The organism is Actinotignum sanguinis, from assembly GCF_030230305.1.
In the GTDB taxonomy this organism is placed as follows: Bacteria; Actinomycetota; Actinomycetes; order Actinomycetales; family Actinomycetaceae; genus Actinotignum; species Actinotignum sanguinis.
On the sequence record NZ_JASPCQ010000002.1, the window covers coordinates 148,934 to 175,751 of the forward strand.

General features: G+C 60.0%; 25 protein-coding genes and 1 tRNA gene. 7 read left to right on the forward strand and 19 right to left on the reverse strand.

Annotation, left to right across the window (positions count from 1 at the left end):
* Positions 1-2 precede the first annotated feature (2 nt).
* Positions 3-860 (forward strand): shikimate dehydrogenase, encoded by an 858-nt coding sequence (gene aroE, locus QP828_RS01870; RefSeq protein WP_274733817.1) that lies wholly within the window; start codon positions 3-5, stop codon positions 858-860.
* Between the two features lie 30 nt (positions 861-890).
* On the opposite strand, the gene nhaC is transcribed toward aroE, so the two are convergent.
* From nhaC to QP828_RS01895, 5 genes are all read right to left on the reverse strand, one after another.
* Positions 891-2,489 (reverse strand): Na+/H+ antiporter NhaC, encoded by a 1,599-nt coding sequence (gene nhaC / locus QP828_RS01875; RefSeq protein ID WP_274758703.1) that lies wholly within the window; start codon positions 2,487-2,489, stop codon positions 891-893.
* Positions 2,490-2,606: 117 nt separating this feature from the next.
* Positions 2,607-3,779: a MalY/PatB family protein gene (locus tag QP828_RS01880; RefSeq protein ID WP_274736565.1), complete on the reverse strand. Its 1,173-nt coding sequence runs from the start codon at positions 3,777-3,779 to the stop codon at positions 2,607-2,609.
* A 203-nt stretch (positions 3,780-3,982) separates the two neighbouring features.
* Positions 3,983-4,064, reverse strand: a tRNA-Leu gene (locus QP828_RS01885).
* Between the two features lie 101 nt (positions 4,065-4,165).
* Positions 4,166-4,636 (reverse strand): peroxiredoxin, encoded by a 471-nt coding sequence (locus QP828_RS01890; protein ID WP_274733843.1) that lies wholly within the window; start codon positions 4,634-4,636, stop codon positions 4,166-4,168.
* A complete protein-coding gene (locus QP828_RS01895) occupies positions 4,620-4,943 on the reverse strand; it encodes a hypothetical protein (protein WP_274733821.1) in 324 nt (107 codons plus the stop codon). Before QP828_RS01895 ends, QP828_RS01890 begins: the two co-directional genes overlap by 17 nt.
* 148 nt (positions 4,944-5,091) lie before the next feature.
* On the opposite strand from QP828_RS01895, the gene QP828_RS01900 reads away from it, so the two are divergent.
* Positions 5,092-5,628, forward strand: coding sequence for a DUF4916 domain-containing protein (locus QP828_RS01900; protein WP_026429485.1), 537 nt, complete (start codon positions 5,092-5,094; stop codon positions 5,626-5,628).
* A 142-nt stretch (positions 5,629-5,770) separates the two neighbouring features.
* Here QP828_RS01900 and rdgB read toward each other — a convergent pair whose 3' ends face one another.
* The 6 genes from rdgB to clpS all read right to left on the reverse strand — a co-directional run bounded on the left by rdgB (position 5,771) and on the right by clpS (position 9,933).
* Positions 5,771-6,394, reverse strand: a complete 624-nt coding sequence (gene rdgB, locus QP828_RS01905; RefSeq protein ID WP_274733823.1) for an RdgB/HAM1 family non-canonical purine NTP pyrophosphatase — start codon at positions 6,392-6,394, stop codon at positions 5,771-5,773.
* Positions 6,385-7,176, reverse strand: coding sequence for a ribonuclease PH (rph, locus tag QP828_RS01910; protein WP_274733824.1), 792 nt, complete (start codon positions 7,174-7,176; stop codon positions 6,385-6,387). The genes rdgB and rph overlap by 10 nt, the downstream gene beginning before the upstream one ends.
* Before the next feature lie 89 nt (positions 7,177-7,265).
* Complete coding sequence (locus QP828_RS01915) at positions 7,266-8,063, reverse strand: MBL fold metallo-hydrolase (RefSeq protein ID WP_274733825.1); 798 nt, start codon at positions 8,061-8,063, stop codon at positions 7,266-7,268.
* A complete protein-coding gene (gene murI, locus QP828_RS01920) occupies positions 8,060-8,872 on the reverse strand; it encodes a glutamate racemase (RefSeq protein ID WP_274733826.1) in 813 nt (270 codons plus the stop codon). The genes QP828_RS01915 and murI overlap by 4 nt, the downstream gene beginning before the upstream one ends.
* A gap of 9 nt (positions 8,873-8,881) precedes the next feature.
* Positions 8,882-9,592 (reverse strand): DUF2017 family protein, encoded by a 711-nt coding sequence (locus QP828_RS01925; RefSeq protein ID WP_284891136.1) that lies wholly within the window; start codon positions 9,590-9,592, stop codon positions 8,882-8,884.
* A gap of 2 nt (positions 9,593-9,594) precedes the next feature.
* Positions 9,595-9,933 (reverse strand): ATP-dependent Clp protease adapter ClpS, encoded by a 339-nt coding sequence (gene clpS / locus QP828_RS01930; protein WP_284891137.1) that lies wholly within the window; start codon positions 9,931-9,933, stop codon positions 9,595-9,597.
* 82 nt (positions 9,934-10,015) lie between these two features.
* On the opposite strand from clpS, the gene QP828_RS01935 reads away from it, so the two are divergent.
* Positions 10,016-11,371: a nicotinate phosphoribosyltransferase gene (locus tag QP828_RS01935; RefSeq protein WP_284891138.1), complete on the forward strand. Its 1,356-nt coding sequence runs from the start codon at positions 10,016-10,018 to the stop codon at positions 11,369-11,371.
* 108 nt (positions 11,372-11,479) lie between these two features.
* On the opposite strand, the gene QP828_RS01940 is transcribed toward QP828_RS01935, so the two are convergent.
* The 3 genes from QP828_RS01940 to QP828_RS01950 form a co-directional block, all read right to left on the reverse strand.
* Positions 11,480-13,297 (reverse strand): DEAD/DEAH box helicase, encoded by a 1,818-nt coding sequence (locus QP828_RS01940; RefSeq protein ID WP_274733832.1) that lies wholly within the window; start codon positions 13,295-13,297, stop codon positions 11,480-11,482.
* Positions 13,258-13,602 carry a DUF3039 domain-containing protein gene (locus tag QP828_RS01945; protein ID WP_274733834.1) on the reverse strand — a complete coding sequence of 115 codons (345 nt, stop codon included), beginning with the start codon at positions 13,600-13,602 and terminating at the stop codon, positions 13,258-13,260. Before QP828_RS01945 ends, QP828_RS01940 begins: the two co-directional genes overlap by 40 nt.
* 129 nt (positions 13,603-13,731) lie before the next feature.
* Positions 13,732-14,016: an HU family DNA-binding protein gene (locus QP828_RS01950; RefSeq protein ID WP_016442950.1), complete on the reverse strand. Its 285-nt coding sequence runs from the start codon at positions 14,014-14,016 to the stop codon at positions 13,732-13,734.
* Positions 14,017-14,233: 217 nt separating this feature from the next.
* On the opposite strand from QP828_RS01950, the gene mprF reads away from it, so the two are divergent.
* Both mprF and QP828_RS01960 read left to right on the forward strand, forming a co-directional pair.
* A complete protein-coding gene (mprF, locus tag QP828_RS01955) occupies positions 14,234-16,942 on the forward strand; it encodes a bifunctional lysylphosphatidylglycerol flippase/synthetase MprF (protein WP_279058265.1) in 2,709 nt (902 codons plus the stop codon).
* Positions 16,942-17,412 (forward strand): hypothetical protein, encoded by a 471-nt coding sequence (locus QP828_RS01960; RefSeq protein ID WP_274733837.1) that lies wholly within the window; start codon positions 16,942-16,944, stop codon positions 17,410-17,412. Before mprF ends, QP828_RS01960 begins: the two co-directional genes overlap by 1 nt.
* A gap of 10 nt (positions 17,413-17,422) precedes the next feature.
* Here the strand turns inward: QP828_RS01960 and QP828_RS01965 are convergent, their stop codons facing one another.
* The 3 genes from QP828_RS01965 to QP828_RS01975 all read right to left on the reverse strand — a co-directional run bounded on the left by QP828_RS01965 (position 17,423) and on the right by QP828_RS01975 (position 22,768).
* Positions 17,423-18,343: a class C sortase gene (locus QP828_RS01965; RefSeq protein WP_274733838.1), complete on the reverse strand. Its 921-nt coding sequence runs from the start codon at positions 18,341-18,343 to the stop codon at positions 17,423-17,425.
* Positions 18,344-18,429: 86 nt separating this feature from the next.
* On the reverse strand, positions 18,430-19,926 hold the full coding sequence (locus QP828_RS01970) for a SpaH/EbpB family LPXTG-anchored major pilin (protein ID WP_274733516.1): 1,497 nt from the start codon (positions 19,924-19,926) through the stop codon (positions 18,430-18,432).
* A gap of 127 nt (positions 19,927-20,053) precedes the next feature.
* A complete protein-coding gene (locus tag QP828_RS01975) occupies positions 20,054-22,768 on the reverse strand; it encodes an MSCRAMM family protein (protein WP_284891144.1) in 2,715 nt (904 codons plus the stop codon).
* A gap of 492 nt (positions 22,769-23,260) precedes the next feature.
* Here QP828_RS01975 and QP828_RS01980 point away from each other — a divergent pair, with 492 nt between their 5' ends.
* Positions 23,261-23,674: a DoxX family protein gene (locus QP828_RS01980; protein WP_274733519.1), complete on the forward strand. Its 414-nt coding sequence runs from the start codon at positions 23,261-23,263 to the stop codon at positions 23,672-23,674.
* A gap of 137 nt (positions 23,675-23,811) precedes the next feature.
* The gene (locus QP828_RS01985) at positions 23,812-24,183 is read left to right on the forward strand and encodes a PH domain-containing protein (protein WP_274733520.1); all 372 of its coding nucleotides are present in this window, start codon (positions 23,812-23,814) and stop codon (positions 24,181-24,183) included.
* Positions 24,184-24,371: 188 nt separating this feature from the next.
* Here the strand turns inward: QP828_RS01985 and QP828_RS01990 are convergent, their stop codons facing one another.
* Both QP828_RS01990 and QP828_RS01995 read right to left on the reverse strand, forming a co-directional pair.
* The gene (locus QP828_RS01990; protein WP_274733522.1) at positions 24,372-25,448 is read right to left on the reverse strand and encodes an inositol-3-phosphate synthase; all 1,077 of its coding nucleotides are present in this window, start codon (positions 25,446-25,448) and stop codon (positions 24,372-24,374) included.
* Between the two features lie 268 nt (positions 25,449-25,716).
* Positions 25,717-26,739 (reverse strand): Cna B-type domain-containing protein, encoded by a 1,023-nt coding sequence (locus QP828_RS01995; RefSeq protein WP_274733523.1) that lies wholly within the window; start codon positions 26,737-26,739, stop codon positions 25,717-25,719.
* Positions 26,740-26,818: the final 79 nt, after the last annotated feature.

Below are 26,818 nucleotides of genomic sequence, written 5' to 3' on the forward strand. Positions count from 1 at the left end.
CGATGGAGATTAACGGGCGCACGGTCAGTTATGCCGTTATCGGGCATCCGGTAGGGCATTCCCGCTCCCCCGCGATGCATAACGCATCCTTTGCTCACCTAGGTGTGAACGCCGTTTACCTCGCGTATGACATCGCTCCGGATTCGGGCGCTCGGGCAGTTAGTGCTTTACGCGATCTTGGTTTTGGCGGTTTTAACGTGACAATGCCGCATAAAACTGCCGTGTATGAGACCGTTGATGAGCTTTCCGACGATGCCCGACTCATGGAGTCCGTAAACACCGTTCACATACATGCGAATGGACGCACGGTCGGTCATAACACCGATGGACGCGGGGCTCTTGCCGCGGTACGGGCGGCCGGCTACGCCCCTGGTGAAGCGGTGGTGGTGCTGGGTGCCGGCGGAGCTTCGCGCGCGATCTACACGCGGGCCGCCCTCGAAAGGGTCTCCCGTATCCGGGTATTTTCCCGGCGCGGCCAGAATTTCGAGCGTGCGCGCGATATCCTCGCGCGCTTACGTGGTGAAACCGGAGTGGATGCTCAGCTTTGTGACCTTGCCGATGAGGGTACACTTCGCCGCGAGGTGGATGCTGCTTCTCTTCTGGTCAATGCCACGAGTGTGGGGATGAGTGCCCATCCGGGTGCTCTCATTCCAGAAACGTGGCTACGCCCCGATCATATTGTTTTCGATGCGGTGTACGAACCTTTGGAAACTGAGCTTCTGCAGCGGGCCCGCCGCGTTGGCGCAGGGTGTGTATCCGGCCTGGATATGCTTCTGTGGCAAGGTGTTTTCGCGGAAGAAATCTGGCTGGGCCGCACCGACATTCCCGTGGAGGTCATGCGGGCGGCCCTGAGCCAGTAGATTATTATTCAGGTATTCTTTTCCTTCCCGCTACTTTTCTACGCTATTGGCGCCGGTGCCACCAGCAGGTTCAACCAGAGCAGCTTCAGGATCTGCTGCGCTCGGGCCGGGAGTGCCGTCGCCATAGCGAATAATATGGCTTTCGTTCATATCGTCCTCTTCGAGCATGCGTAGCTGTTCTTCACGACTCAGCATCTGAATACCCCAACCGGTTGCGGCCAGAATCAGTGCCACGATCATGCCTGACCAGTTAACAATCGCCCACGGGACATATTGCAAGGTTTCCACTCCGAGGGTTGCCGCCATATATGCACCGGCAGCAGTCCACGGGAATAGGGTTTCGGTCACGGTTACGGAATCTTCGAGCGTACGTCCCAATGTCATGGGGTGATAGCCGCGGCGTACGTATGCCGGGCGCAGTACTTCACCGGGCATAATGACGGAGATCTGGCCGTTGCATGTGACGGAAATGGTTCCTAGTCCCACGCCTATGGTGCTGGCGACCAAGCCGAAGCGCGACTTAACACGGTGAAGTAGCTTTTCAATGAGGTAATCGAGCGAATGCGACACCCCCATGATTCCTGCGAAGGCTAAGGCACAGAAGCAGATCGCCAAGGTTCCTAGCATGGAATTCATTCCGCCGCGTTCCAGCAATGTCACCATGTCATCGCTCGGAGTCAAACTGGCCCACTCGGGCCGCTGTATCATATCGAGATTGAACCCCTTAACTAGAGCGGTGAAGGCATCTGCAATCGTCGACTTTTGGAAAACAAAGGTGTTGAAAAGCCCGAGGGCAACGCCTGCCATCATGACCGGAATGGTCGGGAAACGCAGTGCCGCACCAACGAGAACAACAATAGGTGGCACCAGGAGCCACGGCGTGAGGTGGAATCCGGCCGCTAATTGGTCGAGGGTTTCCTGCACTGCGGAAGTGTCGACTCCAGCAGCGGTTCCCTTAAGCCCTACGATCGCGAAAACAATAACGCCGATAATGAGCGCACTTCCGGTGGTCCATGTCAGATTCTTAATATGCGTGAAGAGCGGTACGCGGGTAATCATCGCGGCGATATTTGTTGAATCTGAGAGCGGAGAGAATTTATCGCCAAAGTAGGCGCCGGATACAACGGCTCCTGCGATCATTGGTAGATCAGCACCCAATCCGATGGCGATACCCATAAAGGCGACGCCGATGGTACCTGCGGATCCCCACGAAGTTCCGGTGCACAGTGATACGACGGCGGTGCCGAGCAAAGCAACCAATGCCAACCACCGCGGGTCAATAATGGCTAGGCCCCAGTACACAAGGTACGGGATCGTCCCTGAAATCATCCACGCACCGATGAGTAGCCCAACGGTGAGAAGTATAAGGAGTGCAGGCCAGGCTTTCGCTGTCTTTTCGGCTACGGATTCGATCATCTCATCCCAGCTGTACCCCAAATATTTAGCAACGCAGGCGGCGACGGCTGCCGCCGCAATAATCATAGGTTCAACAGGCAAATCAAAGCCGATGTATCCCCCGCCGATGAACAATGCCAGGGAAATCACCGGCAAAAGCGCCAGGAAGACCGTTGGCTTCTTTTTCTTCCTATGTATCTCGGCCTCGGTGCCGCGATTGTTTTCCGAAGTCATCATTGATCCTTTCGCTGTGTCGATGACGACAATTCCTCGGTGAAATATGCGGCTAGTACCCTGTGGAGAACAGGGAGCTGCCACAGCTTAGGTCAAAAGCGCTGACTGCGCGGAGATTTATCTCAGTTTCTGTACTGTTGCTTCGCAGCGTTGCAGTGCAGTGTCAAGAAGTGATTGAGGAGCGGCGAGATTAAAACGAAGGTATTCGTGCCATTCCGGTCCAAATCCCTTGCCATATGAAGGATGCACTCCAGCTCCGGCGCATACCTCTGCGGCGGTAGCCGCACCCAGTCTCCTGGTATCGCACCAGAACAAATATGTCGCATCCGGAATGACAGCCTTTTCGCGCGCAAATAGGGCTCCGAAGCGCGGAACAAAAGCTTCCATATTGTTATCTATATAGGCGAGCGTGGTATTGAGCCATTCCTCGCATTGTGTCCAGGCTGCAATAGCGGCGGGAATGGCGAAATAATTGGGATTATGGAACCCCGCGGCGCGCAAGCCCTCTCGAATTCTGGCACGCAGTCGATGATCCGGAACTATTAACGCTGAAGCCTCTAGACCGGCCATATTGAAACTCTTTGAGGGAGAAAGCGCTGTGATGAGCCGGGTTCGCAATTTCGCATCCGCGTAGCGCGCTAACGGCAACCACCTCCGCCCAGCTCGCAGAATATCGCAGTGGATATCATCGGATAACACCAGACATGAACTCTTTGCTAATAATTCCGAAAGCCGTTCCAGTTCCTCTTGGGTGAAGGCCCGCCCGGTCGGATTATGGGGATTAGTAAGAATGAAAAGATCCGCGTCTGGCAATATTGTTGCGAGCTCGTCAAAGGGGATATGCCAGGTTCCCTCCGTGTAGAACATGGACGGCTCAGTAACCTGACAACCGCAGCGGCGAACCACTTCCATGATGGGGTCATAAGCCGGCGAGAGCGTGATGACCTTCGCTCCGGCCGGCAGCATATGGGCGCAGATCATCGCTGTAGCTTCCACAATTCGTGGAACAAAAACGACGGATTCTTCGCCAAACTCGGTACCGTGACGACGCGCAAACCATGACGTACACGCGCTCGCAAAATCCGGAAAAACCTCGGTGTAACTGTAGATTCCCCGAGCTGCTGCTTTCTCAATAGCTACACGGATTGCAGGAGCACACGCAAATTCCATTTCGGCAACTGAAAGCGAAATGTGTTCCGGGGGCAAGGTCTCCCATTTAGCGGACCAGGTACCACGCCGATTGATTACACGATGGAGATCTTCGAAGTCACCTCTAGTTATGCGCATCATTGCAGCCTCCTCACTACAAAGGGAGATGAACTTCTTTGAACACTCACCCTTTGTTTTGTTTCAAAACATACTCGCGAAATAGTAGTTTTGTCAACGTGAGAGTTTTATTATCACAACCCGGCGTGAGGTGTCATCGAAAGATTCCGGCTACACATATCAATTCAAGAGCACAAATGAAAATTGAGGTGATTTCATGACAAGAGTGCGCACGGAGGGACTCGAACCCTCACGCCCGAAGGCACTGGAACCTAAATCCAGCGCGTCTACCAATTCCGCCACGCGCGCGTACCGGTCTATCCTAGCGGATTTCCCGGGGTAGGAAAATTCAGAAGCTGCCCGAAGAAAAGAAAACTACCGGCAGCATCCCGATTCCTTACTTATCCCGATTATTCATCGATACCGAGATCGCGGCGCAGCCGAGCCACATGCCCGGTAGCTTTCACATTATAGAAAGCTGCCGCGACGGTGCCATCCGGATTCACCACGATGGTGGAGCGACGCATCCCTATCACCGTTTTACCCCAGTTTTGCTTTTCTCCCCAGGCACCCCATTCGCTTGCCACCGCGTGATCTGGATCGGAGGCGAGCACAAAGTTGAGCCCCTGCTTCTCCCGGAACGTTTCCAGCGACGTGAGCGAATCGGGGGAAACTCCCACCACGGCATATCCAGCCGAGCGCAGCGAATTGAGGTTATCCCGGAAATCGCAGGCTTCGGTAGTACACCCCGGGGTATTTGCTTTCGGGTAGAAGTACACGATGACGCCGCGGGCGCCGTCGTTCAGATGCTCGGATAGCCGGAAGGTTCCCGCCGTGCTCTCCAGGGTGAAATCCGGGGCACGATCACCAGAATTTAACATCATTTTCCTTCACAATAAGCACAGCCCACGCGATCAGCATTGCGATACCAATGCCCAGGGGCCACAACCCCAGGGGCGTGGGCGCAAACCACAGCATGAAAACAGCGCCGGCCCCGAATATCCACGGGCGTTCGCTACGGTACCCGAACCCGCAGGCCGCAGCACCCACCGTACCGAGCGCAAGAATCACTCCGTACTGCGGAAGGAGATTCCCGCTGATTGCGATATACCAACCCACAACGAGGGTTGCCACGCCCAGCACAAGAATGGCGAGGGCAAGGTAGTTGAGGTATCGAGCTTGGCGCATGCCACTCAGTCTAACCCCCTAGCTGGCGCATCACACGCCGCGCCCCGGCCCACGCTGGCCCACGCCGGCCCGATACGCGAAAATGCAGATGTTTCGCGGGTAGCGTGGAGTGAACCACGGGAACGCGAAGCCCGGCAAAATTAAGAACATGAGTGAAGTCGACGCAGCTGATATGGGTCCGTGGCTCAGCCCCGAGGAACTCGAGTTTGTCCGGCACAAGGTCCCGATGGTGTACGTGGATATTGTGCCGGTTCGCCTGGATGAAACCGGGCGGGTGATCGCTATCGGGATGCTGCTGCGTGCCGATTCCGAGGGGATTTTGCGGGAGTTTCCCTCGGGGCGGGTGCTCTTCCACGAACCGGTGCGCGCCGCGCTCATCCGCCATATCGATAAAGATCTGGGCTCGGTGGCACTTCCCCAGCTTCCGCCCTACCTGGCACCGTTCACGGTCACCGAATACTTCCCCACTCCCGAACCGGAGGCGGGGTACTACGATGCGCGCCAGCATCGCGTTGATCTGGCCTATATCATCCCCATTCATGGGGATTGTGATCCAGGAAATGACTCCCTGGAATTCACCTGGTTTACGCCCGGGGAGGCACGCACCGCGGAGCTGCAGGCCGAGATGTCAGATGGGCACGCGGCTCTGCTGCGCGCCGCCCTTGGCTATATCGGCCGCTGCTAAGCACTGTAAACACCGCTTACGGCAGCGATTACGTCGCCTGTAAGCGGTGCTTACTCAGGGCCGGAGCGGGCCCCGCCCGCTCCATTAGCTCTGCTCCACCAGCTTTGCTCCCCCGGCACCGTTCCAGCAGCGCTATTTCCCTCTAGTGCTGTTCCAGCAGCACCTGCATAATCACCGGGGCTAGCTGGGCAAATGCCTTACCGCGGTGGCAGATAGCGTCCTTTTCTTCCGGGCTCAGTTCCGCATTGGAACGGCTGGAACCGACCGGCGCGAAAATCGGATCGTATCCAAAACCGCCGCTACCACGCTCAGCGGTAAGGAGAGTACCCGGCATATCCCCTTCGCGTACCTCCTCACGGCCCTGCGGGGTTACCAGTGCGGCCGCGCAATGGAAATGCGCGCCGCGATTGGCCAGGGGCACATCTGCTAACTGGGCGAGCAGCAGGTGGCGGTTTGCGGCGTCGTTCCCGTGCGCACCGCTCCAGCGCGCCGAAAAAATCCCGGGGGCTCCACCTAGAATATCCACACACAGGCCCGAATCATCAGCAATAGCCGGAAGGCCGGTGGCCCGCGCGTAGGCCCGTGCTTTGATGAGGGCATTCTGCGCGAACGTGGTGCCATCCTCCACCGGTTCGGGCACCTCAAACTCCCCGCCGGAGACCAGTTCGATTCCGTTCAACCACGGCGCCAGAATATTGCGCAGTTCCGTGACTTTATGGGCGTTTCCGGTAGCGACGACGACGCGCCGCGGCTGCGCTACTTCCACTGGTCACCGCCGGTAAAAACATCGCTACGCACGGGATTCTCCCCTGCGAAAAGCACCCGGTGCTGGAGCTCACGAAGCTCGCGGGTGCCCTTATCCGCCAGATCAAGCAAAACCGCCAGATCGGCACGGTTGAAAGGGTGGTGTTCCGCGGTTCCCTGCACCTCCACATAGTCCCCACTGCCAAGCGCCACGATATTCATATCGGTATCTGCCCGCACATCTTCTTCATAGGGAAGGTCAAGGCGGGGCTGGCCATCAATAATGCCCACGGACACCGCGGAAACCGAGGTGGTGAGAACCGGGCGACGCACCAACTTACATGCCCGGGCCCAGGAAATAGCATCCGCCAGGGCCACGAAGGCGCCGGTGATAGCCGCGGTGCGAGTTCCGCCGTCGGCCTGCAACACATCGCAATCCAGAGTGATGGTGTTTTCCCCCAGGGCTTTCATATCAACGGCCGCGCGCAGGCTGCGCCCGATGAGCCGCGAAATCTCATGGGTGCGGCCCCCGATTTTCCCGCGCACCGATTCGCGCGGGGAGCGATCCGAGGTAGCACGCGGAAGCATGGAGTATTCAGCGGTAACCCAGCCTTCCCCGCTGCCTTTACGCCAGCGCGGCACCCCTTCTTCAAAGGAAGCAACGCAGAGCACGGTGGTGCGCCCGTAGCGCACCAGCACACTGCCTTCCCCGGTTTCAAAATAGTGGCGGTCAATGGTAACGGGGCGCATCTCATCTGCGGTGCGCCCATCGGCACGAGTGGCGCTGGAGTTCTTGTCAGTCATGCCTTAAGGCTACCGCGCCGCTACGACATGAAAAATATGGCCGCGGCCCCGGGAGCCTCGAAACCGCGGGGACCTACCGACGCGCGGGCTTAGATGCGGAAGGCTTCCCCGGCCCGCACGCAGGCAACCCGGCCCTCGTATTCTTCCCGGGCCGCGGCTCGCACGGATTCCCGGTCCGTCCACGGCTGCAGGTGGGTGAGGAGCATCTCACGGGCTCCGGCCTGCGCTGCCAATATCCCGGCTCGCGAACCGGTGAGGTGAATGCCGCGCACGGTATCCCGGCCGTCCTCATAGGCGCATTCGGAAAGGAGCAGATCGGCGCCGCGCGCCGCGGCGACGACGCCGTCGCACAGATCGGTATCCCCCGTGAACGTGAGCACCGCGTTCTCCCCCGGGCGAATATCAGAAGGCCCGGTGATCCGGTAGGCGAAGGCCTCCACCGTGTGCAGGGCGGGGAAAGCCTGGATGGTCATGGGGCCAACGCGGAACGTATCCCCGCTGCGAACCTGGCGGAAATCAAAGACGTCATCGTACGTTTCCTCGGGGCCGTCGTCGCCCAGTTGGCGGGCGCGCCGCCGGGCATCCCCGGGGCTATAGACCGCCACCCGGGGCAGCGGGCCGGAGGGGTGCCAGCGCCGGTAGACCTGCATCCCGATGAGGTCCGCGCAGTGATCGGCGTGCAGGTGCGAGATCACCATGGCATCCACAAGCGCCGGGTCGGTATAGCGCAGCAGATGGCCCATGGCACCGGGACCGAAATCCAAGGTGAACGTGTAGGTTCGCGGAGTACCGTTCGCGTCTGTACCATCTGCCTGGATCAGGTAGGCCGAGGCCGGCGATTCGGGCCCGGACATCGAGCCGGAACATCCAATGATTGTCAGTCTCATGCCGAGAGTTCCTCCGTAGATAGCACAGTTCCTACTTCCGGACCGAGGAATCTGCGGGCGAGGCGCCCGAAACTCACCGGGTCACCGGTGGCGTAGAAGCGGCGCCGGGGGGTGCCCGGGCCGGCAAACATATCGCGGGTAGCTAGTGCGCGGTAAACGTCGCGGGCGGTTTCATCCGCGGAGGACACGATAGTGACGTCCTCCCCCATGGTGTAGGAGATCACGCCGGCGAGCAGCGGGTAATGAGTGCAGCCAAGCACCAGGGTATCCACTCCGGCCGCCCGCACGGGGGCCAGGTAATGTTCGGCCACCGCCTGCACCTGGGCGCCGGCCGTCTGCCCCTGTTCCACCAGCTCCACGAACTCCGGGCAAGCCCGGGTGGTCAGCTCCAGATTCGGGGCAGCGGTAAAAGCATCTTGGTACGCGCCCGATTCGATGGTAGCCGGAGTGGCGATCACCCCGATTTTCCCGTTCCGGGTGGCCCGTACCGCGCGGCGCACCGCCGGGCGAATCACCTCCAGCACCGGGATCCCCATCTCCGTAGCAAAACGCTGCCGCGCATCGGCAAGCGCCGCGGAGGTAGCCGAGTTGCAGGCGATGACCAGCATTTTCACACCGGATCTCACCAATTTATCCATGATGTCCATGGCGTAGGAGCGCACCTCGGGGATGGATTTGGTGCCGTAGGGGCAGTGCGCGGTATCCCCGATATAGGTAATGGATTCGCCCGGAAGTTGATCAATAATGGCGCGCGCCACCGTGAGGCCACCTACGCCGGAATCAAAAATACCAATGGGACGGGAATCCATACTGTCAAGTTACCGCCGCAGGTCCTTGTTCTGAATGGCAGTGATGAGTGAATCTTGCCACCACGCGATAATCACGTAGAGCACGCCGATCATATCGTCGGTGGTATCGATCTGGGGGCGTTCGGATTCCATAATGCTGAGCGCACGCGAGGTCACCGCCTGCGATTCCGCTGCCGTGGTGATATTGCGGCGGCTGCCGAGCACGATGCGGATATCATTAGCGCCGGCCAGCCACGCCCCGGCATCCTCATTACTCACCCACACTTTCTCGCTTGCCAGCGAAGTATAGAAAACCAGCAAGTTGCAGATTTTTGCGTGGCAGACCGCGGATTCGGTGAGCGAACGTAATTCGTCCGCAAGCGCGGGTTCTTCCGACATATCGGGGAGGAGGCGGGCGAGGGCGGTATCCATATTGCGCGCGGGAACGTAGCAGCGCGTGCTCTCCAGATCAGCTAATTCACGTTCGTAGGAGGCAAGCACATCGCTGGATTCTTCCACGTGCTGCGCGCTAGTTCCGCCCGTCACGTGGTTAGTTCCGCCCGTGAGGTGGCTAGTTCCACCCGTAAGATCGCCGGTTCGGCTACCTTCGTCGTGCATTTCTTCGTCCAGGTTGTAGCCGAGCAGCGTTGCGACGTCGCGCGCGAGTCCGGCAAAAAGTTGCCGTTCGGTCGCGTCAACACTGGCGCGGTAGCCGCCGCGGGCGGGGCGGAAAGGCAGCATGGTTATCTTCCACCTTCCGGTTCTTCTTCGATGGTGGCGAGCAGTCCGTAGGTGTGCATAGCCCTAGCGTCTGTTTCCATTTGTTCGCGCGGTCCGGTTGATACGACGGCGCGCCCGCGGGTATGGACCTCTAGCATGAGGTTGAGGGCGCGGTCGGCCGAATGGCCAAAGTAGGATTGGAATACCCACTGCACATAGCTCATAAGGTTGATCGGGTCATCGTGCACAACGGTGCGCCAGGCGCGGGCCGGGCCGGCCACCGCTTCGAAAAGCGTGAGGCTTTCGGTGCGGGTAGCTGGGCTGCTGGCCCCTAAATCTTCAGGAGATGGGTGCGCGCTCATACCTCCATCCTAGTGCCAAGCTCTACCTGGCGCGGCCGATCATCCCCGGTCCACTCCGATGCGCGCGGGTAAACTCGTGCATATGAGTGTTTCAACTGCTTTGCTCACCGATATGTACGAGCTGACCATGGTGGATGCCGCCATGCAGTCGGGAAAGGCCCAACGGCGGGCTGTTTTTGAGATTTTTGCGCGCCGGCTGCCGGGCGGGCGGCGCTACGGGGTGGTGGCCGGAACGGGTCGCCTCCTTGATGCCCTGAAGAATTTTCGTTTCGGGGAAGAAGAAATTGAGTATCTGCGCGCCAATAAGATCGTTTCCGATGCTGCCCTGGAGTGGCTGCGCACGTTCCGCTTCTCCGGCGATATTTGGGGTTACGCGGAAGGAGAAATGTACTTCCCTGGCTCCCCCATTCTCACCGCGGTGGGAACTTTCGCGGAGTGCTGCGTGCTGGAAACCCTCGCGCTATCTATTTTCAACTATGACTCGGCGGTGGCTACGGCTGCCTCGCGGATGACGATTGCGGCGCACGGGCGGCCCTGCGTGGACTTCGGGGCGCGCCGCACCCACGAACGCAGCGCTGTTTCCGCGGCCCGCGCGGCCTATATCGCGGGCTTTGTGGGAACTTCGGATCTGGAGGCCGGGCGCCAGTACGGGATCCCGGTTTCCGGCACCTCGGCGCATTCTTTCACCCTGGTCCATGATTCGGAGCGCGAAGCTTTTGATACTCAGATCGCGGCGATGGGCACCGGCACCACCCTCCTGGTGGATACCTACAATATCGCGCAGGGTGTGGAGAATGCGGTGGCGGCCGGGCGCGCTGCCGGCGGTGAGATCGGCGCGGTGCGCATCGATTCGGGTGATTTGATCGCAACGGCTTTCCAGGTGCGTGAGCAGCTTGATCACCTGGGGGCCACCTCCACGAAGATTACCGTCACCTCGGACCTGGATGAATACGCGATTGCAGCGCTCAATTCTGCTCCGGTGGATGGCTACGGGGTGGGGACCCGGCTGGTGACCGGTTCGGGGGTTCCCACCGCGCAAATGGTGTATAAGCTGGTCCAGCGCGAAGGCGCGGATGGCCAGCCCGAAGAGGTCGCCAAGGCCTCGGAAAATAAGGCTTCTGTGGGTGGCCTCAAGGTTGCCGGGCGGCTGGAAAGCGGGGGGCATGCCACCGAAGAGCTGGTGGTGAGCGCCGCTAGTTTCGCGGAGGGCCTGGCCTACCTGGAGAAGCAGGGTGCCCGCCCGCTTCAGGTCCACCTGGTGAACGCCGGCGTGATCGATGAACGCTACTGCGGCACGGAGGTCCTCTCCGCGGCCCGCCTGCGCCACGATACCTCGCGCGACGCCCTCCCCTACGACGGTTGGCGCCTCTCCGCCGGAGAACCCGCTATCCCCACCCGCATGGTGGATATTTTCCCGGGCGACGACGCCGCGGCTTAATTCCCGCTCGCCTTTCTGCTCGCCGCGGCCGTTGCGACTTGCTGCACCTCGTTGCGGCTTGCTGCACCGGCCGCACACTCACACGGCGCTGTTTCGGGGGTGACGCGCTTAGCGCTGGCCCACGAACCAGCGCCGCAGTGTTTTCACGCGTGCCTCAATCTGGTCGGCACTGGCGCGCGCCACTTCCGGGCCGCCGCAGGCCCGGCGCAGCTCGGTGTGAATAAGGGCGTGCGGGTCCCCGGTTTTCTTCGCCCAGGCGGCCACCAGCTGGGTGAGTTCCTTACGGGCGGTGCGCCGCCGGGTAAGCTCATCGGTTCCGGCGGCCGGGCGCCGAGTGCGGGCCTTTTTCGCCTGCTCGGCCTGATGGGCCCGCAGCAGCGTAGTTACTTCTTCGGGTTCAAGCAGGCCCGGAATCCCCAGGAAATCGGCTTCTTCTTCCGAACCGACAGCTGCCCCGAGCCCGAATTCACCGCCGTCAAAAAGCGCCCTATCGAAAAGCGCGCCCGATTCCAGCGCTTCGTAGCCCGGGCCGGCCAGTTCCTCACTGGCTTTTTCTTCCCGATTGGCGGCCTCAAGCAGCTCATCTTCCCAGCCGCTCACCTCCGCCTGCTTCGAAATGGCGTGATCGCGTTCTTTTTCCATCTGAGCGGCCAGCTCAAGCAGCACCGGCACGGACGGCAGAAACACCGTCGCGGTTTCCCCGCGCCGGCGCGCCCGCACGAAACGCCCGATAGCCTGCGCGAAATACAGCGGCGTGGAGGCCGAAGTCGCGTACACGCCCACCGCGAGCCGCGGCACGTCCACCCCTTCGGATACCATGCGCACCGCCACCATCCACCGGGAATCTGAACCGGCGAAGCTCGCGATTTTTTCATTCGCGCCTGAATCATCAGAGAGCACCACGGTGGGGGCCTCCCCGGTGATCTCAGTAAGAATATCCGCGTAAGCCCGCGCGTCTTTCTGGTTGGAGGCGATCACCAGCCCACCCGAATCAGGTAGCGAGCGGCGCACCACCGTGAGGCGTTCGTTCGCGGCGGAAAGCACCTCCGGGATCCACTCCCCGCCCGGGTTGAGGGCGGTACGCCACGCCTGCGCCGTCATATCTTTGGTGAGCGGCTCCCCCAGGGTCGCGGCCACCACGTCCCCCTGTTTGGTTTGCCAGCGCACCTGCCCGGAATAGGACAGGAAGATGACGGGCCGGACAACCCCGTCACGCAGGGCCTGGGCGTAGCCGTAGGTGTAATCAGCTTTCGAGCGCAGGTTGCCGTAGCCATCCGGTTCGTAGGTCACGAAAGGGATGGGCGAGGTATCCGAGCGGAACGGCGTGCCGGTGAGGGCCAGGCGCCGCGCCGCCGGGGTGAAGGCTTCGCGGATGCCATCGCCCCAGGAGAGTGCATCCCCGCCGTGGTGGATCTCATCCAGAATCACGAAGGTAGGCCGCGCAGCGGTGCGTTCGCGATGCAGGGCGGGGTTGGCGGCCACCTGAGCATAGGTCACGCACACCCCGTTGAAGAAGGATCCCTCGGTGCGTTGCGCATTCGTAAAATCAGCGTCCAGCTGAATACCCACGCGGGCCGCGGCCTGCGCCCACTGGGTTTTCAGGTGTTCCGTGGGGCAGACCACCGTGATGGTGCGAGCCTCGTGGCGCGCGAGCATTTCGACGGCGACGCGCAACGCAAAGGTAGTTTTTCCCGCGCCGGGGGTTGCTACCGCGAGGAAATCACGGGGCATGCGCTCCAGGTAGAGGCGCAGCGCTTCGGCCTGCCAGGAACGCAGGCTCGAGGTGGTTCCCCAGGCCGCGCGGGCCGGGAAAGCCGGAGGGAGATTCGAAGCTGCGGAAACAGAGGGACTATGCGGGGTGGAAGCGGGAATCGAACGGTGCAGACTCACTTGCCACTTCCCGGCACGTCCGGCCCGAAGGGCCATCCGGAGCCTTGGTTGCCCATCTGTTTGCGGATCTCCTTGCAGGTGGGGCACACCGGGTAACGATCCGGGTTGCGCGAAGGAATCCAGATCTTCCCGCACAGCGCCACCACGGGCTGACCGTATACGGCCGAGGCCACGAGGCGGTCCTTGCGTACATAGTGGGAAAAACGCTCTTCATCACCGTGGGAGAGGCGTTCTTCGGTGCGCTCCAGCAACCCTACGGATTGTTGAGATTCCGTAGCCGGGCCGGCCGGGGCCGATGGTGCGCCCGGAGTTCCTAAAGGATCGGGAAGGGAAGTACTCATGGGCTCTATTGTACGGCCCGTGCCGGGAGTGGGAAGCAGCCGGGCGGCGCCGTCGTACCTCACCTCACCACAAAGAAGAATCGCCTCCCCGGCGTAAACCGAGGAGGCGATGCTGGACAGCCCGTGGCGTTACTTGTTGGACACAGCCTTCTTGAGGTTGGAGCCAGCCGAGATCTTCACGCCGTAGCCGGCGGGAATCTCGATTTCGTCACCGGTGCGGGGATTGCGGCCCTTGCGGGCGGCGCGCTCGGTGCGCTCCACGGAGAGCAGGCCGGTGATCTTCACGGCTTCACCCTTGGAAAGCGAATCGACGAGCACTTCCTGGAGCGCGGCGATCGCCTTATCGGCATCGGACTTGGACAGGCCGGAACGGTCGGCGATAGCTGCGATGAGCTCTGTGCGGTTAACGGACATGAAAATACCTCTCGATATCTGTTCAGGTACATGGCTCATAAGAACCACTAAGCAAAAATGTAGCGGAAACTGGCGCCAAAGTGAGAATTTTCTGCGAAATCGCCGCGTGTCGGTTAAGACATACATCACAACTCCCACCAATTTCCACAGTTGTCACAGGATTTGCGCGGCCTTGCCGCCTCCATTTACCGGCGCACGGGCCTGGTTTCAGGGCATAATGAGTAAGGTTCAGGATGCCTCCGGGCCGGTCAGTAGCGCGAAAGCGAGCACGCGGGCCGAGGCGTCGTCGTCGAAGAAAGGTTCCCCGGTGTCGCGACTTGTCGCTTTCATCCGCTCCCATCCCCGCCCCTTCAAAATCACTTTCTATGTGCTGGTGATCGCCGGGGTGGCGGCCGTGGCTCGTACGCAACTTCAGGAGTTGAGCGGGGAGCATATGGCGCAGGTCCTCAGCTCAACGCCGCCGGTGGTCCTCGTGGAGCTCGTGGCTCTCGGTTTCCTGGCTTTTACCGCCACCGGTATTTATGACATTTTCGCTTCGCGGCATTTCGGGGTAGAGGTCCCGGTGGGAACCGCCGTGAAAATCGGGTGGATTGCCCAGGCTTTCAATAATTTCGCGGGGCTGGGCGGGCTGACCGGCGGGGCGATTCGCTCGCGCTACTACAAGCGGGCCGGGGCCTCCACCAAAGCCGCCGTGGATGCCAGCGTGGCGGTGTGGGCCGCGAATCTGCTCGGACTTTTCGCCATGCTGCTGGCCACCCTCCCTTTCGCGTTCCGCTATGACGGGCGTTTCCTCATCGTGCCCGTGGTGGCATGCCTGTACATCCCGGTGTATTTCCTGGCCGGCAAGGTGCATATCTGGAAGATTGACCTGCGCAGCACCGCGATCGGCACCCAGAACTTCCGGCAGAAACTCCAGATGCTTTTCGCCTCTGTTGCGGACTGGCTGGCCGCGGCGGTGTTCTTCTGGATCTGCGTGCGCACGTTCCTGGGCGAGGTTTCTTTCGTGCAGGCGGTATTTGTGTACGCCACCGCAACGCTCGTGGGCCTGCTCAGCTTTATCCCGGCGGGGCTGGGAACCTTCGACCTCACCGTTATCGTGTTCTTCCAGCACCTCGGTTTTGATTCCTCCACCCTGGTGCTTGCGATTATCGTTTACCGGGTCACCTACTACGCGCTGCCGTGGCTGGCGGCCACCGTGTACTGGCTGGCCGAATACGCCTACCCGCGCCTGGGCCTGGAGGACCGGGATAAGCGCGAACGCTGGCTCATTAATGCGCTCTCCACCGGCGTGGTGATCCTGGGGATTTTCTCCATCGTCAACGCTTTCGCGCCTTCTTTCTACGCGCGGGTGGCGCTGCTACATGTATTCCTCCCCCACGAAATGATCCGCTCCTCGCGCATTGTCTCGCTGCTGGTGGGGATCATGCTGCTTATTTTGGCGCGCGGGGTGCGCCAGCGTGTCAGCCGCGTCTTCCCCATCATTTTGATCCTGCTGGGCGTAGCCGCGGTGGCCTCGGTGGCGCGCGGGCTAGATACCGGCGCGCTCATCGTCATCATTCTGTTCTCGATTCTGCTCTACCTGGCACGCGGGGCCTTCAACCGCGAACCCCTCCCCTTCGAATGGCGTTCTTTCGCGTTTTCCGCGGTGATCGCGGTAGGTATCCCGCTGGCAATTTTCGCCTGGCGCTGGATCCACGGTGCCCCGCAGGCGCACGTATACCCCACCGCGCACGCCCTTCTCACCGGGCTGAGCATGATCTGCTTCGTTTCCCTTATTTCCCTCGCGCTGCTCTTCTCACGTTCCCGCGCCCCGCATTTCGAGCTTCCCACCCCGGCCGATGTGCAGCGTTTCGAGGCGTTCCTGGCCGAACACAATGCCGGCAACGCTTTCACCCACCTCTTCTACCTGGGCGATAAGCAGGTCTTTTATTCTTCCAACGGGCGCGCGGCGCTCCTCTACCGCCCCTACCGTTCCTCCATGCTGGTACTCGGTGATCCTTTCGGGGACGAGGCTGCTTTCGAGGAGCTTTTCGAGGAATTCGTCACCTATGCCGATGAGCACGGCTGCTCGGTCGCGATTTACGAGATTGCGGATATCTACCTGGGGGCGTGCGCGAATATCGGTTTCTCCTTCGTGAAAATCGGGGAGGATGCCACCGTGGATCTGGCCACGTATTCCAACGTTGGCAATAAGGGCAAGGTATTCCGGCGTATGCGTAACCGGATGGGCGAAAAGGGCACCCATTTCGAGGTGCATTTCCCGCCCTATACTCCTGAGTTCCTGGAGCAGCTGCGCGAGGTTTCGGATGCGTGGCTGGGCAAGCGCGCGGAGATGGGCTTCTCCCTCGGCTTCTTCGATGCCTCCTATATTGGCCGCACCCCGGTGCTGCTGGTGCGCGGAGAGGAACGTATCGAAGGTTTCGCGAGTCTCATGCCGATGGCCCCGGGGGTTGCCTCCGTGGACCTCATGCGCATCCGCCCCGACGCGCCGGGTGGCACCATGGACGGTATTTTCGTTTCCCTTATCGAATGGGCGAAGGACAACGGCTATACCCACGTGAATCTGGGGATGGCGCCTATGTCTAATACCGGCACCACGCGCTTCTCACGGGCGCGCGAAAAGGTGGTGCGTGTGATTTACGATTTCGGGGACCGTCTCTACAATTTCAAGGGCTTGCGTTCCTATAAAGAAAAGTTTAAGCCGCGCTGGCAGTCCCGCTATCTTGCGTATACCGGCACGACGGCGCTCACTCCCACTATCCTGGGCCTGCTCGATGTTATTCAGCATCCGGATCGTAGCCGCGGGGCAATTCCGCTGCAGTGGAGCCTCCCCGCGCCTTGCCCGAGTGAGGGCGACGACGCCGCAGCTGCCGTTCCGGCAGCTGACGCTACGGCTCCCGCGGAATCTGGAAAGGAAGGTGCCTGATGGCGAAGCGGCCCTCGATGCGTGATCCCGAAACGCCGATGTCGGCATTTGGCACGGTGGTGCTGCGGCGCCCCGCGGAGAATGTGCACAGCGCGCTGGTAGCTGATCCGGAATGGCACAAGTCTGAGCTCGCGGCTGCGGAACGGCGCGATGCGGATCATCAGGTGCGTGAGCTCTTCCCGGAGGCGCGGATCTGGTACCTGGAGGCACGGCCCAGCCATTTCCGATTGAAGTCGGCTGGCTTCTTTATTATGAGCATGCTGGATTTGGATGCTTTCCGGGGGTGGTTGGATGGACCGCATCCGCGTGCTTTTTACCTGGTGGAGCAGGGGAAGCTTCAGCTCCTCGTGCGGGTGACCGATGCCGGCCTTGAGGCTATTGCGCTTCCCGCACCACCCGCGCCCGTATCCAAGCGGCGCTTCACCATCGGTAGGGATGAATTCTTACGTGCTGACGAGGAACTGTCCTGAATAGCGAGCACTATTCTTCCTGGGCGGCTGCTACCTCCTGAGCCGAGGATTCTTTCCGGGCGGCTGCTACCTTCTGGGCGCGGCGGCGCTCTTTCCACGTCATACGCGCGAGCACCCCGATGGTGGCCAGCACAGCCACTCCGTACGCAATAGCGAACCACGGGAAGCGCGGCAGATCGGAGGGCTTATTCGCGGCTTCTACGTCCGCTACCGGGGTGGGGATAATGCGCTCCCCCGTGACTAGGATGCGATGGGAGTTAATACCGAGCGGGGTGCAGGTCACCAGGGTGACCAGGTCTTTGCCTTCTTCTACCCGCAGGGTATCGGTATCTTCCGGCGCTACTACTTTGGTATCCCGCACGCGGTAGGTGAGTACGTCTCCGAAGACTTCAATGGTGAAGGTATCCCCCACATTGACTTTGTTGAGGTCGGTGAACATGCGGGCGTTCGCGAGGCCGCGGTGCGCGGTGATAACAGCGCGGGTGCTGGGCCCGCCCACGGGTAGTGAGGTACCTTCCAGATGGCCGGCCGCGCGGTTGAGGACCTCATCTGAGGTGCCGTGGTAGACGGGTAGGTCAACGTCGATAGTGGGGATGCGGAGTCGGGCCATGAGGCCCTCGGAGTCCGCGGCAAGGATTTTTTCGTATGGCCAGATGCCGTCTGCGGCGGTGGTGTCGCCGGTGCCGGTGGCTTTGCGTTCATTGGCTTCCAGGACCGCGCCAGCGTTGAATGCTTCGTTATAGGCGTGCGCGGCGGCTAGCTGGGTATCTTTATCGGGCTGGGCGGTGGCAATTTGCTCAGAGTACGCCCCGGTGACTTTGGATTGCTCGTATTGGGAGAGCCAGGCGGCGGCATGCGGGTACACCAGTAGGGTGAGCCCGAGGATAACAAGGAGCCCGATGAGGTAGGGCAACAGCAGGTTTTTCTTCATGAGATACAGACCCGGGTGGGGAGGTGCCAGATGGCACCTCCCCACCCGTTCGGTAGGCCGCGAAAGTTACGCGGTCAGTTCTGTGCTTAGGCGTTCACCGCGCGGTTGCGGCGAACCTGAGCGACGGTCAAGCCACCAGCAGCACCCAGCAGCGCGAGGCCACCGAGGGTGAGCATGAGCTGGCCGGCAGCACCGGTCAGCGGCAGGTTCGGGCCGTCATGCTTGGTGTTGTCGATGGTGTATTCAACAGCAGTCGACTTACCCTTCTTGACGTTGACGTCCTTAACCTCGGTGCTGATCACGTAACCGGCCGGCGCCTTGGTTTCCTTGAGGTAGAAGGTCTTCTGGTCAGCGTTGCCCAGAACGAGGCCGACGAAACGGATCTCGCCATTGGCGTCGGACGTTGCGGTAGCAACGGCATTCTGGCCAGCAGTCGCATCTTCACGAGTCTCGTAAACTGCGAACTCGGCGTCCTTCAGCGGCTTCTGGTTGTCCTTATCGCGCTTGAGAACGAGGAGGTCACCAACCTTGACCGGGCGGTCGCTGGTGGTGGTTTCGGTACCCGGGTTGTAATCATTGACAAGAGGACCGAAGGAGTTGGGGATTTCGCCGCCCTCGGGGAGCCCAGTGATCTTGGTGGTGAGTTCCACCTTGAATTCCTGGCCGGCCTGAACAGTCGCGAGGCGAGCAGTGCTGAGCTGGATGGTCACCTTCTGGCGTTCCGCAACATCATCGTCAGCCTTGGTTTCCGGGGCGAGGGTAACGGTGTAGTCCGTGTTTTCGGTCAGCACTTCGGTACCGAGGGTAACCTTCGCGCTCACGTACTTCAGGTGCGGATCCAGAAGATCTTCAATACCAACCTTGGTGTAGGTTTCCTGGACGCCCTGAGCGTTCACACCGAGAGCCGGGACTTCGTACTTGATTTCCCACTTAACGTCGTCGCCGACCTTCTTGGCAGCTTCGTCCTTCAGAGTCTTGGTGCCGTCATCGGACACGGTGTTCTTCGGGTAGGCGTGAATATCGTAGATCCACTCAGCCTTGTTGTTCACCTTCGAGGGGAAGGGGATGGAGACGAAGAAAGGCTGGGCCTTCTTGATGACCTTGTGGGTACCGGTGCTACCTTCACGAACGAGGTAGACGCCAGCCTTGAGACCGGTAAACGCAGCAACGCCGCCGTCAGCGGTAGTCTTCTTCGTTTCGTTGGTCTCAACCGCAACGTCTTCGCCGTTGTAGGTGACCTTCTTGGTGTTCTCGTTGTACTGGAGCTGGGAGATCTTCTTCCAGTCTTCAGGCTTCGTGAGATCAACTCCCGTCACCTTCTGGAGAATGAATTCCACACCGTCCATGGACTTAGCGGTCGGCGGCACATCGGCGATCAGCTGGCCGTTGGCTTCCTTACCCCAAGCCGGGTTCTCGTACTTATGAACCGTGATGGAGCCGGTCTTGTTGAGGTTCGGGTTGCCAAGCGCATCTTCAGCACCCGGCACAGCGTGGGCCCCGGGTGCGAGCACCAGACCAGCGGCGCCCAGCAGGGCGGTGATCAGGGCGGCGAGCACCGCGCGGATAGATTTCTTCAGCTGCATGGTAGTCCTCTCCGTGATTGCAGCACATATTGCTTCAATTAGTTTTGTGGTTATTTCTGCCCGAAGGGCGGCGTTAGCTGCACAGTGTGACGTGCACAGCTCTCAGTGGCTGAGCCTTATTTCACGCTCACCCCCGGTTTCGCCGTCTGATCATCACGATGCTCACCAGGAGCACAGCTCCCCCAAGCACCGCGAAGCCTGCCGTGCGGAACGCGTCCTCGCTCCATCCACCGGTGAGTGGGAGCGGCGGTGCCTCACGAAGCTTGTTATAAATCGCGCCGAGATTCAGTTCTACGGGCTCGTTACGGTCGTTCGTAACCGTTGTGGCGCCCACCTCCACGGTTTTCACCTCAGTGGACTTCACGTAGCCCAGCGGCGCGGTCTTTTCTTCCAGGGTGTAGGTACCCCAGGGAACGTTCTCCAGCCGCAACTTGCCCGGGCGCGGATCCTGATCCTGCCAGAGCTTCGTGGCCGGGCACGCCTGCGCGGTCTCCCCCACGCGATCACTTACCTCGAAAGGCCGCCCATGCTGATCGCGCACCGTCCATACGGATCCCTTGAGGAATTTCTCCGACCCGGTTTCCTTCTTTTCCCAGACGATGGTGCCACGCACGCGATCATTCTTAATGATGACCGGCGGATTCTGCTGCGCCGTCGTTACTACCTGGGGCGCACCCGCCGGGCGGTACCCGCGCGGAGCAGATACTTCATCCACCACGTAGCGCCTGCCAATGAGCACATTGTCCCACCTAGCCCGGCCGTATCGATCCGTGGTGCGCTCGCCCTGCCGCGGCTCACCGGCATCGCAACGGCCGTTCCCGTTGGTATCCTCGCACAGGTCGAAAATGGCACCGGGCAGCGGATCGTTATAATCCGCGTCGCGCTTCTCCACGGTCAAGGACGTCATCTTCGGGGTATTCAACACCGAACACGTGAGATTACCGTTCACAGCGGGCGAGGTCACTTCCCCGACAAAGGCACCGCCATCCTCACGTTGGTTATGAACCCGAACATTCCGCCCCAGCTTGTCCGTGCAGCTCCACACTTTGTTGTAGTCACTGAGGGACGACGTCGAATCGGCCGCCATCTGCTCCTTGAGCACATAGACGCGATTCCGGCCACGCAGCAACGTAGATGTGGGCTTTTGAGAACCGGTGGTTTGGCCCTCCGTCGTCATAGACACGGAGAAAATACCGTCCCGGGGGCTGCCATCGGGATTCTTACTAGAGTTCTTTTCTTCAACGCTCACCGTGAACTGGTCACGGTCATTCAGACGCTGAGTAATGTTCTTTGCCGCGGTAATAGTAGGAAGATCCGGGCAGCCTTCAAGATCAACAATGTTTTGGTCGGACCATTGCCCGTTCTCATTGCCTTGAGGAGCGTCAGGTGTTTTGAAGACGGGGTTACCGCCATTCTTCACTTCGCCGGAAACAATATCGACTTCGTAAATCGCGCTACGTGCAAAGCCACCTCGCCCATTGGAAGCACCCGGATTCTGCCCGGTATAACGCCCCGAGATATAGAACGAACCGTTCGCCCCGGCCGCAAGCCCACCGGGCTCAAACATCATGATATTCATGTGGAAAGAGCGAACGAGTTGAGCGGGCAGCTCGGGGAAATTCTTGTTGCGAATAGTGTTAAGGTTGATTTGTGGCTCGCGAGCATTATTCGCGGTCGCGTACTGGCCCGCGGCAAGCGCGTTGTTATAAGCATCCTCGAATGCCTTGGCGTCGATACGGTCAATACGGATCTGGGTAAGTCCGGAGAAATCGCGGCCCCGGTTGTCCAGGCGACCTTCGGCAGAACCTGCGAGAAGATAGAGATTGCCGTCCTTATCGAAGACCATGTCGGAGAAAACTGCCGAGGACAGGCTACTAGAACTCACATAGCCAAGAGTGACCAGGCGCCGATTTGCTGGGTCGAAGACCATGAGCTTGCGCTTCGACTTGTAATTGGGGCCAGCTTTCGCGGTATCACCGATAAGAACGTACTTACCATCCCGGGACATCGTGCCACCCTTGATAGGCATCCCTGGATTGATGATCCGGTAACTTTCCTGCTGCTGATAACCCTTATCACCGGTATTGGATATGCGCCCATGACTAATCCAGGTAAGCGGGCTTGTTCCGGGCTGGGTTGAACCGTCGAATTCAGCGTGCCACATAGAGCCATCCGCCGCGATGGCCAAGGCGTCGTAACCCCGATTCTTCCCCGCGCCGGTATCTTTCTTCCATTCCACACGCCCCACCGGTTCAGAACCGAGCCGATCGTTCGACCCGACGGTAATACGGTTGATTTCGCCTTTACCGGAGCTCATGGAGTAAAAACCGCGGCCGGAGCACTGCTCCATAGAAGTTTCCCGCACATTGCGCGGGGCGAAACGATTCGGGGGTGCAGCCAGCAGGCTGGCCGAACCATCACGCGGAGTACTTTCCGGCTGCTCAAGAATTCCAAGCTGTTCGCGCCAGCTCTTCTGGGCCCGCTCCAGCGGTGTGGCAGCCTCTGCGGTTTCCGCGGCACTCGGATCAGTCTCCGGTGCCGAAGTAGGTTCGGTGGTGCCGGCTGCACCTTCTGCCGTTTCCGCTTCTGCCGTGCCTTCTTCAGTGATGGGCGACGGCGCTGCCGGGCTGGCGGGCTCGGGCTGCGCCGGATCCGTGGCAGCGGTGCCAGGCTCCGAAGTTTCCGAGGTGGGCTGGTCACTAGCGTTTTGTGCGGTGGTTACACCGGGAGTGGGATGAGGCGCCGGGGCCTCCGAAAACGGGAGACCCGTGGCGTGGCTGGTCATCAGTGCGGCCACGATCGTTGCAACCGTTGCCGGTATCGCCCGAAAATTCACGCTCATCCTGTCCATTACACGAAGGTTTGATCACCGGAAGTGGTTTATCAGCCCGCCGTATAACTAATAGTTATCAATCGGCTTAACAACCTACGGGAATGAATACCTACTGTCCAGTAGGTCAAAACGTGATTCATATCCGCCAAAGTTCCCAGATTGCTTCCAACCTGAAAATTTTTTGCAAATCTTTACACTTGGCAAGTTGGCGTACTATGGCGCAAAAATCCCCAGAAATAGCACCCCCCCCCCCCCGCGTTTTTTCGCGCCACCATAGCACGGTAAATTCTAGGACCCTTGACCTAACTCGTTTATCTCAAATGAAGTTTCACCAATTGGTAAAGGATTTTATGTAGTGGGCACCACACGATAATTGACGAAAAGTACGTAATGTGTTCATGGTTGTCTAGTGACAAATTCGGCGCGGAATTCGGTTCCGGCCTGTCGCACCCGTTCGCGAAATGGTTGAACATGGCTTCATGCCAGGTCTACGATCAAGCTATGCCACGCAAAGATCCACAACTCTTGACCGGCCTGCTCGCCGGGATGGGAGCCCTCCACTTCATCGCTCCCAAACCTTTCGACTCCATCATCCCGCCCCAACTCCCCGGCCGGCCGCGCGCCTATACTCTCGCCTCCGGGGTGGCCGAATTAGCGACAGCCGGACTCATTGCACAGCGCCGCACCCGCAAACTCGGCGGCGCTGCGGCAATCGCCCTTTTCCTGGCCGTTTTCCCGGCAAATATCTACATGGCCCACCAGTGGCAAGATAAGCCCTGGCCGCTCAAGGCTATTGCTTACGGCCGACTCCCCCTTCAGGCGTTACTTATTAAGCAAGGTTGGAACGTCATGAAAATGGCTGATGCTGAGATGGGAGCCAACGCGAAGGAGGCTACTGGGGTGAAAACTCGGTAGCGAACCAGTGGTGGCTCGGGTGCCCGCAGGCTCGTGAGCTGCGCCGTCGTACCTACCTGAACTGAGTCCCGGCGTGCAAAAATGGCTGTATCGCTACGAACAGCGGTGTTCGCACCCCACGAAGAAAAGGAGCCAGTATGGAAGCTGCGCGCGTTGCCGCCTGGGTATTCATGGAAGAAACCCCAATCCCGGCCGATGTTGTTGATCTACTCACCGAAGGCGAAGAACCCTACGCCGCCTATAAAACACTGAGAGATAGCGCGATTTTCACCTCCAAACGGTTGATTGTGCGCGACGCGCAAGGTATCACGGGCAAAAAGGTAGAAATTTATTCGCTGCCGTATAAGGCAATTCAGATGTGGTCGAGCGAAAATGCCGGAAAGATTGATATCAGCGCGGAAATCGAAATGTGGACGCTAGCCGGGCACATCAAAATCAGCCTGGGGCGCCATATTGATGTGCGGCGCATCGATAAGCTCATCGCCCGGTGCGTGCTCGGGGCGCGGTAAAGCAGCCGGGGCGATTATGTAGCGCGCCCCGGTTTATATCGGTACATATGCGTGGCGGCCGCTCCTCATATAGAGTGCGGCCGCCACGGTCATTCAGGCAAAACGCCGGGTAGTCGGCGCGACGTGCACGGTAGCCAGCGCAAAGCACCAGGTATTTCGCACGACGTGCCCGCTACTCAGCGTGAGGTTTAGCGTTCCACTTCCCCGCGGATGAAAGCCTCCACCGCAGCGCGGGCCTCCTCATCGGGGCGCTGCTGCGCCGGCGACTTCATGAAATAGGCGCTGGCGGAAAGCAGCGGGCCGCCGATGCCGCGGTCGAGGGCGATCTTGGCCGCGCGGATCGCGTCGATAACCACGCCAGCAGAGTTCGGGGAATCCCACACTTCGAGCTTATATTCCAGCTTGACGGGGATATCACCGAAGTTGCGACCCTCCAGGCGCACGAAGGCAAATTTGCGATCCTCGAGCCACGGGACCCAATCGGAGGGCCCCACGTGGATATCGTGTGGGTCGAGCTGCTGGGTGATATTGCTGGTGACAGCCTGGGTTTTGGAGATTTTTTTCGATTCCAGGCGCGAACGCTGGAGCATATTCTTGAAATCCATATTGCCACCCACGTTGAGCTGGTACGTATGGTCAAGGGAAATCCCGCGCTCTTCGAAAAGCCGGGCGAGCACCCGATGGGTGATAGTCGCGCCGATCTGGCTCTTAATATCGTCGCCCACAATCGGCACACCGGCATCCGTGAACTTCTGGGCCCACTCCGGGTTGGAGGCAATGAACACCGGCATGCAGTTAATCATGGCAACACCGGCATCGAGGGCGGCCTGCGCGTAGAACTTCGCGGCTTCTTCGGAGCCGACCGGGAGGTAGGAAACCAGCACATCGGCCCGTGCATCCCTAAGCGCGGCCACCACATCAACGGGTTCAGCATCAGATTCGGTAATGGTGGCGCGGTAGTACTCCCCCAGCCCATCCAGCGTCGGGCCGCGCAGCACCTCCACCCCGGTGGGTGCCACATCGCAGATTTTAATTGTGTTATTTTCGCTGGCGTTGATCGCGGTGGCCAGATCGACGCCGACTTTCTTAGCGTCGACGTCGAAAGCCGCAACGAACTCAATATCGCGGATATGGTAATCGCCGAATACCACATGCATCAGGCCCGGGACCGTTTCGCTTTCAGATGCGCCGTGGTAGTAGGTCACGCCTTGCACCAGCGAGGACGCGCAATTACCTACTCCCACAATGGCAACGCGAATCGACATACGGTTACTCCTTTGTAGTTATTGATGAAACGTGATTGTTTTTTCAGCCATCGGTGCGGCGGGCGCCACGGTGAGCGAGACTGAACGGGGCACCTGTGCCCCCATCACCAAGCCACTATGGCACTAAAAAGTTCTTTTGTGAAGAGACCTTACGGGCGGATGTGGTTGGCTGACACGCGGACATTGGTGGGCGCACTAGTGTGGGGCGGCGACTTTACGGCGTCGCCGCCCCACGATGAGTCACATTATTGTGCGGAGTTCACGGTGCTTAGCTGCGCCGTCGTACCACCATCACACCTCCCGCTCCCAAGAGAGCAAGGCCCGCCAGGGTCACGGCCGAACCGGCCGTGGATGTTCCCGTTTTCACGAGCCGCTCGCGCGGCGTAGGCGTGGTTGTGGGAGTTGGCGTTTGCGAGGGAACCGGCGGGGTTGTTGCCGGCGGGGTGGTTGCCGGCACCGTCGGGGTCGGGGTGGGCGTGGGTGTCTCCGATTCCGTAGGTGTAGGAGTCGGGGGCGGCGGCACGATAGTGTTCGTCACCACGAATCCATCCGTCATATTCCCCGTCACGGCCGTGGTGTACCCCTCTACAGATTCCTCCACAATCGTGTAATTGATGAGGTAGCCGCCTGCGCACTTATCCACTTCAGCGAAGGTGGCCTTCCAATCCTCGGCCGCACCAACAGTCTTGCGAGCCACTTCCTTGCCGTCACCCAGCAGCACGAAAGTGATGTTCTCCGGGCGGGTTTGCTTGGCGTTATCGTCGTCCTGCCACGCCTTCATTGCCGAGACATCCGTAGCCAAGGTATTGGTGAATCGGAAGGTGCCATCCGGATTCATATCCATATCGCTGCGGTACCCCGGTGAGGGAATTTCCGTGATGCCGTACTCGACTTCGTTATCCCTCCAGGTGGGGCCAGCAAGCTCATATTTGGGGACGCTGAACGTAAAATTCCATTCATCGACCGTTGAGGGGTAATTTACGACCTCGAATTGGTCCTTGCTGGCTTCATAGCGGGGATTGATCCACAGCTGTTCGCTGCGGTCCTGGTAGACCTTGAACACCCCGTACTTGATCGTTTCCTTGGGTAAATCCTTTTGTAGGTTACCTTCGGCATCGCGGGTGTACTGCGTTCCCCACAGCTCCAAGGTAATGAAATCGGGGTGTTCCTTGGCCGGGCACTCGACCCGCGCGGCCGGACTATCGACCGGTTGCGCCTGCGAGTAGGCCGTGATGCCCAGCAAGGCCAGCAGAAGCGCGACCGCCATCGCGCCAAGTTTTCGTATGCTCATTGTTATCCTCCCTCCATCGACTCAGCCATGCCCGATGCGCGCGACGCCATCATCACCGCAATCCGGCCGCGAAAAGGCG

What these genes read in the sequence shown, in the direction of transcription:
- aroE (WP_274733817.1), top strand. Translation starts at nt 3, where the DNA reads ATGGAGATTAACGGGCGCACGGTCAGTTATGCCGTTATCGGGCATCCG.
- nhaC (WP_274758703.1), bottom strand. Translation starts at nt 2,489, where the DNA reads ATGACTTCGGAAAACAATCGCGGCACCGAGGCCGAGATACATAGGAAG.
- QP828_RS01880 (WP_274736565.1), bottom strand. Translation starts at nt 3,779, where the DNA reads ATGATGCGCATAACTAGAGGTGACTTCGAAGATCTCCATCGTGTAATC.
- QP828_RS01890 (WP_274733843.1), bottom strand. Translation starts at nt 4,636, where the DNA reads ATGTTAAATTCTGGTGATCGTGCCCCGGATTTCACCCTGGAGAGCACG.
- QP828_RS01895 (WP_274733821.1), bottom strand. Translation starts at nt 4,943, where the DNA reads ATGCGCCAAGCTCGATACCTCAACTACCTTGCCCTCGCCATTCTTGTG.
- QP828_RS01900 (WP_026429485.1), top strand. Translation starts at nt 5,092, where the DNA reads ATGAGTGAAGTCGACGCAGCTGATATGGGTCCGTGGCTCAGCCCCGAG.
- rph (WP_274733824.1), bottom strand. Translation starts at nt 7,176, where the DNA reads ATGACTGACAAGAACTCCAGCGCCACTCGTGCCGATGGGCGCACCGCA.
- QP828_RS01915 (WP_274733825.1), bottom strand. Translation starts at nt 8,063, where the DNA reads ATGAGACTGACAATCATTGGATGTTCCGGCTCGATGTCCGGGCCCGAA.
- murI (WP_274733826.1), bottom strand. Translation starts at nt 8,872, where the DNA reads ATGGATTCCCGTCCCATTGGTATTTTTGATTCCGGCGTAGGTGGCCTC.
- QP828_RS01925 (WP_284891136.1), bottom strand. Translation starts at nt 9,592, where the DNA reads ATGCTGCCTTTCCGCCCCGCCCGCGGCGGCTACCGCGCCAGTGTTGAC.
- clpS (WP_284891137.1), bottom strand. Translation starts at nt 9,933, where the DNA reads ATGAGCGCGCACCCATCTCCTGAAGATTTAGGGGCCAGCAGCCCAGCT.
- QP828_RS01935 (WP_284891138.1), top strand. Translation starts at nt 10,016, where the DNA reads ATGAGTGTTTCAACTGCTTTGCTCACCGATATGTACGAGCTGACCATG.
- QP828_RS01940 (WP_274733832.1), bottom strand. Translation starts at nt 13,297, where the DNA reads ATGGCCCTTCGGGCCGGACGTGCCGGGAAGTGGCAAGTGAGTCTGCAC.
- QP828_RS01945 (WP_274733834.1), bottom strand. Translation starts at nt 13,602, where the DNA reads ATGAGTACTTCCCTTCCCGATCCTTTAGGAACTCCGGGCGCACCATCG.
- QP828_RS01950 (WP_016442950.1), bottom strand. Translation starts at nt 14,016, where the DNA reads ATGTCCGTTAACCGCACAGAGCTCATCGCAGCTATCGCCGACCGTTCC.
- mprF (WP_279058265.1), top strand. Translation starts at nt 14,234, where the DNA reads ATGAGTAAGGTTCAGGATGCCTCCGGGCCGGTCAGTAGCGCGAAAGCG.
- QP828_RS01960 (WP_274733837.1), top strand. Translation starts at nt 16,942, where the DNA reads ATGGCGAAGCGGCCCTCGATGCGTGATCCCGAAACGCCGATGTCGGCA.
- QP828_RS01965 (WP_274733838.1), bottom strand. Translation starts at nt 18,343, where the DNA reads ATGAAGAAAAACCTGCTGTTGCCCTACCTCATCGGGCTCCTTGTTATC.
- QP828_RS01970 (WP_274733516.1), bottom strand. Translation starts at nt 19,926, where the DNA reads ATGCAGCTGAAGAAATCTATCCGCGCGGTGCTCGCCGCCCTGATCACC.
- QP828_RS01975 (WP_284891144.1), bottom strand. Translation starts at nt 22,768, where the DNA reads ATGAGCGTGAATTTTCGGGCGATACCGGCAACGGTTGCAACGATCGTG.
- QP828_RS01980 (WP_274733519.1), top strand. Translation starts at nt 23,261, where the DNA reads ATGCCACGCAAAGATCCACAACTCTTGACCGGCCTGCTCGCCGGGATG.
- QP828_RS01985 (WP_274733520.1), top strand. Translation starts at nt 23,812, where the DNA reads ATGGAAGCTGCGCGCGTTGCCGCCTGGGTATTCATGGAAGAAACCCCA.
- QP828_RS01990 (WP_274733522.1), bottom strand. Translation starts at nt 25,448, where the DNA reads ATGTCGATTCGCGTTGCCATTGTGGGAGTAGGTAATTGCGCGTCCTCG.
- QP828_RS01995 (WP_274733523.1), bottom strand. Translation starts at nt 26,739, where the DNA reads ATGAGCATACGAAAACTTGGCGCGATGGCGGTCGCGCTTCTGCTGGCC.